The organism is Caldisphaera sp., assembly GCF_049974385.1.
Taxonomy (GTDB): domain Archaea; phylum Thermoproteota; class Thermoprotei_A; order Sulfolobales; family Acidilobaceae; genus Caldisphaera.
The window spans coordinates 1-11,782 of record NZ_JBMFIW010000032.1 but is presented as its reverse complement, the minus strand read 5'-3'; the positions used below and the strand labels follow the sequence as shown (position 1 = coordinate 11,782).

Sequence of the window (11,782 nt, the reverse complement as noted above, 5' to 3'; positions counted from 1 at the left end):
CTAAAGGGGCGGAGGGGTAACGGGTTATCCCGTGACCCTGGTGAAGCCCAAGGGCTGAGAATTAGATATAAATTCATAAAAATTCAATGAAGCCCAAACCCCCACTATATTAAAGAGAATTTTCTTTGGTCTCCTTGGCCTCAAAAGATATTTGCTAATATTTAATCTTTTAATTTTAAATCCTACAAAATTTTAAACTCTTAAATAATTTGTTTTTATGAAATTAAATAATTTTTTTAGAAAGCTTTGCTACCCATTTCAATTCTCTTGGTTTTCTACCAAGCTTAATTGAATTTTTATAACATTTGCTACTACAGAACCATAGAATTTCTCCTCTCGGTCCTATATACATTCTTCCTGTTCCCGGCTCTATTGATTTTCCACAAAAGCTGCATATCATTTCTTTTGGCATCTTCACCACCACTTATATCAAATTTGTTTTAATCTGTTTTTAAATATATTTGAACTTATTTTTTATCTTTAACTTAATTTAACTAGAATTAGAAATTAAAAAATATTAAAAATTATTTTTTAAATAATATAACATAAATGAATATTCCCAAAACTACTATCATTAGCGCCATCATAACTGAAGTGAAGAAAGTTGCAAAAGGTGCTGCTGCTAAAGAATTATAGTCTGTTAAATTCAACGCTGTTGATAATGTTATATTCCATGGATATGGAAGCGAAGCTATTTGTTGATTTCCTAATGATGCTATAAATCTTGGATATTGGCTAAACGCATTTAGCATCTCCATACTTTCTATTGTACCTACAGCAGAGGCAGCAGCAATAACCGATGAATAAGCAGTTCCTTTTGATATTAAGGAGCCTTTAATCCCTTTATAAAATATGTAAATTATTGCGAGTACTTGAATAGCAGTTAAAATCATGCTCAAAACAAAAAGCCAGCTGAAATTGTATGATATTCCATCATTTCCTATGACCCATCCAAGCCCTCCCATTATATTGTTAAATTTGTATGGTATTCCAGATAAAGATTCTAAATACCAGAAACCTAATGGTATCATTAGAAGCAAACCAATAAGCGATGGTAGTAATAACATGTTTATTGATTTTTCAAAATATTTCTTATTTTCACTATTAATTAAATATATTAAACCAAAACCTCCCATTGTTGCAATCATGCCTGCAGTTAAAGCCCCATCTATACTCTTGAAGTATATAGGCCAGAAAGTTGGATTAGTATACGCTGTAATTACATTCAAGTATGGTTGATTAGTTGACGAAAAACTTAATCCAATTGGTTCATTTAAAAATGCAAAAACTTGTCTAAATCCGAAGGGGATCATAATAGCTGAAGCCCCCATTAGTATTCCTATTAAGTTATGTGTCTTTGAGCTCCAATGATCCCATCCATACCAATAGGCTATTAAGCTAAAGAAATTTAAGCCAACAAATACTATTGATATACCAAATGGAACAAGTAGCAAATTACCTATAACATCTGTAAAGAATGGATAAAATGAAAATAAAAATACTGTAAAAGCTGTGCCAAATACCCCTGCTACTCCATATGTGATGGCATACCATTTCATCATTTTTCTTGACAAATTAACTAAGTCCGAATCGTTTCTTTTCATGCCAAAATATTTAAATAAAGGTACCAATACTGCTAATCCAATTATTATATTCACTAGAACTATATGAATCCCAAAATTAAATGCAAGCCAAAAAACAGATACCATAACCATTTTATTTCACCTCTTCTAAGATTTCTTTTTTGCTAGGTACCCAAAGGAATCTATAAACAGTATAAACCAATGCAATGACTATTATAACATAGAACAGGCTTACTAAAACATCTTGCCATAAAGCCGGCTGGTTTAACGTACTACCTACATTTAATGCCATTACACCATAAACAATCCATGGTAACCTTCCTATTTCTCTTGTTCCCCATCCCATTAGGCTCGCAAACTGAGCTAGTATTGCTGCTGGAATACCCAAATATAACCAGAACCTATTTATCTTGTTAACACCTCTAAATAATAGATATCCAGTCAATATCAATGCATATATTCCAAGTAAAACTCCGGTAATTACCATTGCATAATATGAGTAGTCTATTATCAAGGGCGGTAAATAGCTAGACACATTTACACCGAAATTACCTAATTGCCCCCAAAGTTGAGGTATTTGTGAATAGTTAGGTAGGTGTGCAGAGAATGAGCTATAAGCTAAAAACGCTTCTATTTTATCTAAGTGCAGTAAGCTAGCGATAGATGTAAATCCTGGTTGAGTTCCTTCTATAGCAGCAAATTTTTCAGGATTATATTTAGCAACTGTTTTTCCCATCATGTCACCTGCTATTAATCCTTCATATATTATTACAATTAATGAAAATATAATTGAAAACTTTAGTGCCTTTTCTAAATACTTCTTGTATTTCTCATCTTTAACGCTTAGGTATCTTGTTCCGAAACCTGCAATCATAGTAAAGCCAGTAACTACAAGTCCGGCTCCTATGCTGTGAAGCATTGTAGGTATAAAATCAGGTGATTGGAACAAATAAGTATATATCCCAAAGTACTTTACCGTAGAGTCCATTATTGCATTTACAATATTCAATACAGGTGTTTGCATCACCGCTTGGTTTGACAATACGTTACTATTTAAAACTGCCTTCAATATACTTTGATTCACCGTGTATTGATTAAATGATTCATATACTAGCCTGTTAACTATGGTGACTGGAATATATACTAACACTCCATCACTTGTCGTACCTTTAATTGTCATACCCAAAGATTCTAATTTTGTAACATTCAATATAGCGACATATGCCGAAGGAACGTCTAACAAAAGCTTGGGGTATCCAAGAGAATAGAGCCACTGACCTGTTGTTGCATTGTAATCCGGAAGCAATCCTGTTGGAACATTCATGTATGCATTAGCAGAAAGTATCATTGCTCCTGAATACCAAGGACCTATAAATGCAAAAAATGTTAAGATGGTTCTAGTAACATCTGATAATTTATCCCATCCATAATATAGAAGATACGTTATCATAACTTCCATTATAAACGCGAAGACTTCTGCATACATAGGGAAATAGAGCCATTTACCTACAGCTGTTAATACGTTTGGCCAAACAACAATTAAACCAAATTCTACCAGAGTTCCGGTAGCTGCACCTACGGCAAAAACTATTGCCATAGCTTTAACCAAAGTCTTTGAAATCCTCAGATAATCTTTATCCTTTGTTCTCAAATAAATCAATTGTAATATAAATGCTGCAAATGGCAATCCCAAAACATATTGTAAGATTCCCCAATGAATCCCTATACCTACCATGCTAAGAACTCTTTCTCCCCAATAGCCAAAATCTATCCATGAACCTATGGGATTAACCAAGGCTTATCCTAGTTCTTTAATAATAGGGAAGTTATATTTAAATTTTTTATATTATTCAAAATTTTAAATTATTATGAAATTTAATTAAAACTACAACCTAAATAAAACTAATTTTTAAGTAAAATTAACTCAAACTATTGAGCCATTTATTTAATGCTCCTGTAAACGAAACGAAAATAGATGCTGCCAAAGTTTCCTTGTCTAATTCGGAAGGTTTCTTTAACCAACCAAGACAGTCTGAATATATATCAATTACATCATTATCGAATTCTGCCTCTTCATTATTAAATATTTTTACGGCGTTAACTAATAGACTTGTTATAGCTCTCTCGCCTAAACAATCTATCAAATCTACAACATCTGCTAGCGGATAACCTATAACACTTAGTCCTTTTTGTGCATAAAGCCTGAGATTTATTCTTGTTATTAGTTCATCGAATAACATGCTAGCATAAGTTGAAAATTGCAATTTGATACTTGAGCTCTGGGTTCCTGCCATACTCAATAAATTAACTATATGACTAACAAGTTCTTCTCCTTTTTCATCAGATATTTGTCCTAGAGGGAACATTATGTTATCGATCTTTTTAAATTCATCAACACTTGACAATTTTATGCACCGATCTTACTATAATATTACGGCTCATATAAGGAAAATAGGTAAAAATTCAGTTTGTATCCTTATTAAACCCTATCTTAAAGCTCAAGAACTATTTACCAAAATTTTAAAAATATTTTATAAATTATTTAGTAAATTGTCAATAGAAAGAAATAAGCTATTATTCCGCATAAACCATAATTTAAATACTCTTACCATATATAGCATATATGGATGATGTGAAGAACCCGGACTGTCCAAGGTTAGTACCTATGAGGAGTCCTAATCCAACTGACAATTTGTTAAAAATTAATAAAAATAGTACATGTAATCTTAGTTTTTGATTTAATTTTTAGATCATATATTTTTTACATCTTCAGTAAAAACTAGTAATTTACATTTTTAACCACTAAATTTTATCTATTCCATGGGAAAAATAACATGGAAATAATAAGATTAGAAAGCTATAATGTTCCATTAGACAGACCTGCTAACTATTATTTGATTAAAAATAGCGATTACACAATCTTCATTGATAGTGGAGCATCAAAAGACAGCCTAGCAAAGTACATAAACCAGGTTAACTATATTTTAATTACCCATGGACATTGGGATCATGTTTATGGAATAACGGGCATCAAAAATAAAAAAATATGTATGAATCCAGATACTTACAAGCAATTAATCCAAGGAAATTTCAAATACAGTGCTATGAGAATTGCAGAAATCTTTGGGTATGATGAGAAATCTGTAAAAATAAATGATCAAATAAAACTAATAGTAGACCAAACAATAAATTATTATGATGATGTAATGAATGCACTAGGAAGCAATGAATATATACCAATAGATGAATGCGAACCTATAAAACAAAATATAATTAAATATATAAAATGTCCTGGTCATAGTGATGATCATTTATGTTATTTTATATCAAATCATTTTTTCGCAGGCGATAACATATTACCTGGAGGAGGCCTTACACTTCTTGATTTTCTAAAATACCAAGAATCCATGATCAAGGTGCTTAGTCTAAACGATTGGGATTATATTCATCCAGGCCATGGACCAGATATAACAAGAAATGAGGCTCAACAATGGCTAACTGATATAATAGCTGGTAAAGAAAAGAAAATGCTTCAATTAAGTTCATTAGTAAACAAAGATTGGGTTCGAATAAACGAATTATTACCAAAACTTTACCCAGATCTTTACGGACCCATTTTGTATATAGCAGCACGAAGCATTATAGGTTATTTAAATTCGTTAGAAAACATGAAAATAATTGAGATAGATAAAAATAATAAACCATGGAGAGTTAGAAAAATTATATAGGTGAAAATAATGAAACTTGTCCTGTTGGCAGGAGGCAAAGGAGAAAGATTAAAGCCTCTTACAGAAACTTCACAGAAAACGCTTATGCCTATATTAAATAAACCTTTAATTTGTAGACATCTAGAAAAGCTAACTAAAAATTTTAATTTCGAAAAAATTATAATAATAATATCATACAAAAAGGAACAAGTTATAGATACCATAAATAAGTGTATTGAAAACAATAAAAATATTGTGTATTTGGACCAGATAGAAGAAAAAGGTACAGGACATGCTATTAAATTAGCTATGGATTATGGAGGAGAGGATGACTATCTTATAGTATATTCTGATTTATATTTGTCAAATAATGTTTACAACAATTTAATTAAATTAAAATCGCCAGGTATAGTTGTTACTGATGTAAATAATCCAATAAATTATGGAGTTGTTAAAATTGAAAATGAAATTGTTAAAGAAATAAAAGAAAAGCCAAAAAGCAATGAATATAATTCTAATACAATTTTTGCTGGTATAATTAGATTCCCATATGAAGCAAAAAAATATTTAGATAGTTTGAGACTTTCTCCTAGAAATGAATATGAAGTAACTGATGCAATAAGAGATATGATAAAGGAATTTGACATTTCTGTTTTAAAAATACATAGAAACGAATGGCAGGATATTGGAAGGCCATGGGAGCTATTACTTGCAAATAGGCTAGCTTTAGATGAAGAGATAAAAAATCAAGTAATTATGGGGGAAGTACATGAAACAGTTATAATTAAAGGTAACGTATTTATAGATAAAAATGCAGAAATAAAGCCTTATACAGTTATAGAAGGACCCGCTTTCATATCTAGAAATACATCAATAGGACCTTCATCTCATATAAGGCCATATACAATATTAATTGATAATTCTAGCGTCGGTTATTCTGTAGAAGTCAAAGGATCTATAATAATGAACCATGCAAAATTACCTCATTTTAACTATGTTGGAGATAGTATAGTAGGAGAACATGTAAACCTAGGTGCTGGTACAATAACCGCAAATTTAAGATTTGATCATAAACCTATAAAAATGAAGGTAAAAGAAGATATAATAGATACTGGTATGGAAAAATTAGGTTCTATAATAGGAGAACATGCTCAAACAGGGATAAATGTATCAATATTACCAGGGAAGAAAATAGGTCCATATGCATTAATATATCCTGGATGCGTTGTAGATAGAGACGTGAACTCTCATGAAATATTTAAGTGCAAATAGATTGTAACACATTTGCTTAACTCTTTCAATCTCTTGTAATGCTTTTAACTTTTATAATTATAATAATAAGTAAAATAAATTTTAATTATTTAAGTAAAATTTTAATAGGTATAAGAGTTAAAACATATATAATACTTTATATACCTTGGTTATTCTATATATATAGGATAAAGAGGTGAGCGAAATGCCGTTATCTACTGACGACCAAAACAAAAAGGAACTAATAGAATCTATCAGAGCTAAAATATTTAAGGAATATGAAAATCTTCAATCATCTTTAGTTGATGAATCAGGGCTTAGTGTCACAACAGCACTAGATGATTCAGATATAGAAAAATTAGTATTAGATGTATTAGAAGAAGCAAAAACCCCTATCAGTTGGAGAGACCTAAAAATAATATTTCAAGGAATTGTTGGAGAAGATAGGTTAAGGAGAATATTAAGCGGGCTTAAGGCTAAAAATGAAATTGCAGAGCTAACTCATACTAGATATAGCTTACCTAAATATGTTCCTCAAGAAGAACTAAACAAAGTCAAAAATCCAGTAGTAATGAAGAAGCTCGAAGAATCTCCTAATGATGATATAAATTAAACATAAATCAAAAATATTTATTTACAATATTTTTAACTTCCCTATAAAAGACTCTTAATTAAAAAATATTTTAATTAAGAATTTTGGGCTGTAGATTCACTAACAATTTTCTTTTCTTCATTATTTGTTTTATAATCCTCCCTCAATACTCTTATTGAATCGCCCGATACTTGAACTTTAACTTTAATTGGACCTCTAACACTTATTGCACCTATTATAAAAGGTTGTATCATTATATTTGATGAAATTTCTCCTTCCAGGTCTATATATAGCTTGTTTGTTCTAAGTGCACCTACTTTTGGCACTTTTATTAATAAATCCTCTCCATTTTCATCAGACTCAAATTTTATAGTTACTACATCACCTGAAAGAATGTATCCCTCTTCTGTTTCTGCCTCATTTTTTGTCTTTTCACCCAAAACATCTATAAAAAATTCTGAGCCATTTGCAACTACTTTCATTGCTTCTTCCATAGTAGGTTCTACTTGTGGAGTATCATCAAATATTATTGTTAATTTTACTTGTGAGGGATTTATCTCGCCTGATAGTTGGTGACCTCCTTGTATTAAAACATGGGTTGCGTCATAATTCCTTCCATCTACAACAATTTTACTATTATCAATGTCTACTTTTATTTGATCCTTTCTTTTCATTAATCCTTAGCCCCCAGCTATTTTATTTTAGCTGGAAGGTATTAACTATATCTATTTATTTTGCAAATATTAAACATAATTAAAATTTTTCAATATAATTTGATTTTAACTGTATATAAATTGATCCAATTAAATTTGCTTTGTAAATTGCTAGCAAAGCCATAATTCAAAAACTTTATTTAAATAGAAATATAAGGTGTAACGTTTCTTTTTATCAAAGATAATAAAATTTAAAATTATAATTTTATTATTCTTTTTGCAAGTTTAACTGCTCCTTGCGTATGTTCATTACTAACTTTAGTCACAAGGTATTTCTTTTCTTTAAAGCATTCTATACAAATTCTTCTTACATTGTCTAATTGAATTGAATCCTCTGTGCAAACTAATTTCCCACAATATTGGCAATAAGTAACTGAAAGCCTTGTTTTACATATTTCACATAAAGAAGCGGCACAAATTTTGCATACTCCAATTTCGTCATAAAAATCATTTTCACATACATTCCTTTTACATATTTTACACTTATATAGTGCATTCTTTTTACCACATATATCACATAGTACTTTTTCTCCATTACTATGGAATTTAACATAACTGCTGTTCAAACCTATCATCCTTACCTTGAATTAGCCTTTGGATTCCTGTAAATTTTAATTGATAATAGACTTATATATTATTTTTACAGTATCTTGAGTAACATAAAAAGTGTTTAAAATGTTTTAAAATTTAATAAAAGATAATTTCAAACTTTTATTTTTGAGTTAAATTAATACTTTAATTAAACTAGGAGACATACTGCAAAGTATTTAAAACCTCGAACCTTTATTTCTAAATGTGCGAAGAGAAACAAGGTGTGATAGATTGCCAAGGCAGAGAACAAAAGCTTCAGTAAAGGATACTTGGAAGTTAAAGAGATGGTATAATGTAATATCACCAGATGCATTTGGGAAAATTCAAATAGGATTAACCCCAGCTGATTCAGAAGAAAAAGTTATTAAAAGAACTGTTGAAATAACTCTTTTTGATATAACGGGAGACTATTCTCATGTAAATACAAAACTTAAATTCCAAGTTAATTCAATAAACGAAGATAATGCTTATACAGTGTTTAAAGGTCATGAGCTACTGAGAGATTATTTAAGAAGTTTAACTAGAAGAAGAAGTAGCAAAATCGCTATAATATTAAATGTAACAACAAAAGATGGAGCTAAAGTAAGAGTCACATCTGCCGTTTTTACACAATATAGATGTAAAACAAGCCAAAAGCAAGCTATAAGAAAAATTATGAGAGATATAATAGAAAATAAGGGTAGTCAATTAACGTTCGACGAATTTGTAAAATTAGCAGTTTTTAGTGAGCAAGAAGGCAGCCTAGCTCAAGAAATAACTAAAGCAGCAAAGAAAATATGCAACGTTAGGAAAGTAGAAATAATAAAGCAAAAGGTTGTAGAGCTTCCTAAATTATTGCAGTCTACTCAAGAGACCACAGCTTCATAAAACTATTTGACAAATGAAAGGCAAGCTTTGCTCCTTCTAGTGGCAAAGTAAAGTTTTTAAATTATGAATGTTTTAAAGTATTGCAATATAAAAAATGTGTCCCCATATGGTATACCCAATAAGGCTCTACACAACTGTTTGTCCCTACACTTTCATTTAACTCATTTTTATTAATGATAGAGCGTAGGGATTTAGCCCTTGACCACCTGTCGTTAAGCCTAACAGTATGTGTGTCATATATCTCCTTCGAGCCCAACGGCACAGGGCTTACATCTTTGCAATTCTTTCACCTTTTTGGACATAGTCCACATCGGTGCGGGGATTATCCTTTATCAGTAAAAACTAAGCATATTTGAATATAAAAAGATTTTCATTAAAATGAAAAAGGATTCAGTCCTGAATCTCTAGGATCTAGGAACAGAGGATAAATTCCAGTGAGGGATAGGAGTAATGGGCTGAAGGCCCAGCCATTGGTCTACCGTTAAACGAATGGAGCAGGGTGGCTCTTAGCCACTAGCTATGAGGTGATGAAGATGAAGGTGGTAAACCACAAAGTTATTATCCCCCTAAGAGAACCTTCGCCCTTCAGGACAAGGAAGAGACCAAAAGCACATCATTTATATTTAATTTTAATAGCTAATAATTTATAATTTATATCGTACTTAAGATTTAATACATATTTAAAGATTATAATTTTTTATAATAAATAATAAATTCTTTTCTAATCAAAATATTAAAAGATATTTTAAGCAAGTCCAAAACTTCGCCTTTACAGAAACAAAAGTTAGCTAGATCGAATCTACTACAGACTTTATATTAATTAATAGATCATCAATAGTATTTTTTAAAGACATTATTTTTTTAGGGTCACTACAATCCAAAATTTTTATTGTGCATATAAGCTTCTCATTATCGCTTTTACAATCTATACTTAAATAATTAGGAACATTCTTTATATTATCTGGTTTTAATGATTTTGCTAAAACATCTGCATCTTTTGAAGATAAAATTAACGTAGCTGTACAATCTAAGCTATCTTCACCCATATAAAATCACCATCGAAATCGGCCTTAAATGCCTGTATAAACCTGCTAGCAGAATTATATCCCATGGATTCTTCAAAAGACAATACTGGTAATTTTAATACATTATTATTTAGGTATCCTAAAATTCCATCCTTTTCAATAAGTCCTAAAATTTTAAGCTGTCTTTGGATGGCTCCTATAGGAAGATTATCTTCATCTACTGTATAAACTTTTCCAAAATTTATTTGATTCACTTTGCTAAATTTGTTATTTAATATAATATCGCTTGATTTGCTTACTGCATCTTTAAGATAATGAATAATCTGAGGATACTCATTCTCATAATCAGCTATTAAACCAACGGTTGAACCAAAGCCCATTGTATCCATTAGCAACATTATCGAATACATAACCTCTCTTGGATCCTCCATAACTATTCTAGATGTTGATACTTCCATAGCTCCTGCATAATCATATGGTTCTATATTTTTTTTAGATATTTTTTTCATCAAACTTATTATTGATATAATTAAATTTTTCATTGTTTCATCGTCAATCTTTCCTATGTTGCCATTTATTAAATTTTCTAATCCATTTTCTTTCAGATATTTCTCACAAGCATCCTCATTTGATAAAGTAAGATAAATTGGATTTAATGTTATAGATAAAGATTTACAGAGGTTCATAGACAAAGGTCTAAATATTTTTAGACCCGTAATTGTTTCCATCTTTAAATTATCGTCATTTGATATAACTGTATTTACAACTAGATCATCAAGCGAATAAAACTTTCCTGCATCATCAACATATTTACTAGCATATGATGATGCCATTGATAATATAGCGTACTCAGGCCTAACATTAATAATGTCTGATCCTTTTAAGGCTAGATAAATGCCAGATCCAATACTGCCATTTATCTCAATAAAAGTAGAATTTCCAACTGGAATACCATTTATTTCATGGGCTAAAGAAATTAAAGCTGACGACACATCTGAAGCCTTATAGTTTAGGCTTGAATATCCTATAAGTATAGTGGGTTCATTTATTTTTTGAGGTACATTAAGCTTAATAGAAATTGATGGCTTTATATTTAAATTTAAAGCTACATTAAATAAAATTAGCCCTGATATAATGTTTTCTAAAGAAGGATATAAGATTATTCTTAAAATCCCATTATCCTTAGATTCTTGAAATAATTTGCTAAGATTACTTGAAAACAGGGTTTGTTGTTTTTCTAGGTTTTCGCTCTTCTCAATTTTAAGTTTTAACAAACTATTTTTCACCACTAAATTTCAATTTTATATTGTTCAGAAGAAATTTAATATTTTGCTTAGCTGCTACCAGCTACCAAAAGTTTAGCAGTATTGGGATCATATTCCCAATCTTTTGCAATCTTCCCAATTCTCTTATAGTATTTAGTTAGCCTCCTTATCTTGCTTTCAGTAAATAT

12 protein-coding genes and 2 pseudogenes are annotated in these 11,782 nt (G+C 30.3%); 5 read left to right on the top strand and 9 right to left on the bottom strand.

Features of this window, described 5'->3' with window-relative positions; all coding sequences use genetic code 11:
* Positions 1-223: 223 nt before the first annotated feature.
* From ACP5GV_RS07595 to ACP5GV_RS07580, 4 genes are all read right to left on the bottom strand, one after another.
* On the bottom strand, positions 224-412 hold the full coding sequence (locus tag ACP5GV_RS07595; RefSeq protein ID WP_428069808.1) for an eL24 family ribosomal protein: 189 nt from the start codon (positions 410-412) through the stop codon (positions 224-226).
* Between the two features lie 112 nt (positions 413-524).
* The gene (locus tag ACP5GV_RS07590) at positions 525-1,715 is read right to left on the bottom strand and encodes a cytochrome ubiquinol oxidase subunit I (RefSeq protein WP_428069806.1); all 1,191 of its coding nucleotides are present in this window, start codon (positions 1,713-1,715) and stop codon (positions 525-527) included.
* A 1-nt stretch (position 1,716) separates the two neighbouring features.
* Positions 1,717-3,378, bottom strand: coding sequence for a cytochrome ubiquinol oxidase subunit I (locus ACP5GV_RS07585; protein WP_428103131.1), 1,662 nt, complete (start codon positions 3,376-3,378; stop codon positions 1,717-1,719).
* 124 nt (positions 3,379-3,502) lie between these two features.
* On the bottom strand, positions 3,503-3,988 hold the full coding sequence (locus ACP5GV_RS07580) for a hypothetical protein (protein WP_292319279.1): 486 nt from the start codon (positions 3,986-3,988) through the stop codon (positions 3,503-3,505).
* Positions 3,989-4,417: 429 nt separating this feature from the next.
* Here ACP5GV_RS07580 and ACP5GV_RS07575 point away from each other — a divergent pair, with 429 nt between their 5' ends.
* The 3 genes from ACP5GV_RS07575 (at position 4,418) to ACP5GV_RS07565 (ending at position 7,154) form a co-directional block, all read left to right on the top strand.
* Positions 4,418-5,311 carry an MBL fold metallo-hydrolase gene (locus tag ACP5GV_RS07575; RefSeq protein WP_428103129.1) on the top strand — a complete coding sequence of 298 codons (894 nt, stop codon included), beginning with the start codon at positions 4,418-4,420 and terminating at the stop codon, positions 5,309-5,311.
* 9 nt (positions 5,312-5,320) lie between these two features.
* Positions 5,321-6,562: a bifunctional sugar-1-phosphate nucleotidylyltransferase/acetyltransferase gene (glmU, locus tag ACP5GV_RS07570; RefSeq protein ID WP_428069802.1), complete on the top strand. Its 1,242-nt coding sequence runs from the start codon at positions 5,321-5,323 to the stop codon at positions 6,560-6,562.
* 184 nt (positions 6,563-6,746) lie between these two features.
* Entirely contained in the window at positions 6,747-7,154 is a 408-nt protein-coding gene (locus ACP5GV_RS07565; protein WP_292319282.1) for a hypothetical protein, read from the top strand.
* Between the two features lie 74 nt (positions 7,155-7,228).
* Here the strand turns inward: ACP5GV_RS07565 and ACP5GV_RS07560 are convergent, their stop codons facing one another.
* Together ACP5GV_RS07560 and ACP5GV_RS07555 are read right to left on the bottom strand one after the other, a co-directional pair.
* The gene (locus ACP5GV_RS07560) at positions 7,229-7,807 is read right to left on the bottom strand and encodes a hypothetical protein (RefSeq protein ID WP_428103126.1); all 579 of its coding nucleotides are present in this window, start codon (positions 7,805-7,807) and stop codon (positions 7,229-7,231) included.
* 236 nt (positions 7,808-8,043) lie between these two features.
* Entirely contained in the window at positions 8,044-8,412 is a 369-nt protein-coding gene (locus tag ACP5GV_RS07555) for a hypothetical protein (protein ID WP_428103123.1), read from the bottom strand.
* A 256-nt stretch (positions 8,413-8,668) separates the two neighbouring features.
* Here ACP5GV_RS07555 and ACP5GV_RS07550 point away from each other — a divergent pair, with 256 nt between their 5' ends.
* Complete coding sequence (locus ACP5GV_RS07550) at positions 8,669-9,304, top strand: 30S ribosomal protein S3ae (protein ID WP_428069796.1); 636 nt, start codon at positions 8,669-8,671, stop codon at positions 9,302-9,304.
* A 395-nt stretch (positions 9,305-9,699) separates the two neighbouring features.
* A pseudogene (locus ACP5GV_RS07545) lies at positions 9,700-9,954 on the top strand (RNA-guided endonuclease TnpB family protein); the annotation flags it as partial.
* 138 nt (positions 9,955-10,092) lie between these two features.
* Here the strand turns inward: ACP5GV_RS07545 and ACP5GV_RS07540 are convergent.
* The 3 genes and pseudogenes from ACP5GV_RS07540 to ACP5GV_RS07530 form a co-directional block, all read right to left on the bottom strand.
* Entirely contained in the window at positions 10,093-10,350 is a 258-nt protein-coding gene (locus tag ACP5GV_RS07540) for a KEOPS complex subunit Pcc1 (protein WP_428090632.1), read from the bottom strand.
* Entirely contained in the window at positions 10,332-11,603 is a 1,272-nt protein-coding gene (locus tag ACP5GV_RS07535) for a hypothetical protein (protein ID WP_428103121.1), read from the bottom strand. The genes ACP5GV_RS07540 and ACP5GV_RS07535 overlap by 19 nt, the downstream gene beginning before the upstream one ends.
* 59 nt (positions 11,604-11,662) lie before the next feature.
* Positions 11,663-11,782: pseudogene (locus ACP5GV_RS07530) on the bottom strand (30S ribosomal protein S15); the annotation flags it as partial.

What these genes read in the sequence shown, in the direction of transcription:
- ACP5GV_RS07595 (WP_428069808.1), bottom strand. Translation starts at nt 412, where the DNA reads ATGCCAAAAGAAATGATATGCAGCTTTTGTGGAAAATCAATAGAGCCG.
- ACP5GV_RS07590 (WP_428069806.1), bottom strand. Translation starts at nt 1,715, where the DNA reads ATGGTTATGGTATCTGTTTTTTGGCTTGCATTTAATTTTGGGATTCAT.
- ACP5GV_RS07575 (WP_428103129.1), top strand. Translation starts at nt 4,418, where the DNA reads ATGGAAATAATAAGATTAGAAAGCTATAATGTTCCATTAGACAGACCT.
- glmU (WP_428069802.1), top strand. Translation starts at nt 5,321, where the DNA reads ATGAAACTTGTCCTGTTGGCAGGAGGCAAAGGAGAAAGATTAAAGCCT.
- ACP5GV_RS07565 (WP_292319282.1), top strand. Translation starts at nt 6,747, where the DNA reads ATGCCGTTATCTACTGACGACCAAAACAAAAAGGAACTAATAGAATCT.
- ACP5GV_RS07560 (WP_428103126.1), bottom strand. Translation starts at nt 7,807, where the DNA reads ATGAAAAGAAAGGATCAAATAAAAGTAGACATTGATAATAGTAAAATT.
- ACP5GV_RS07540 (WP_428090632.1), bottom strand. Translation starts at nt 10,350, where the DNA reads ATGGGTGAAGATAGCTTAGATTGTACAGCTACGTTAATTTTATCTTCA.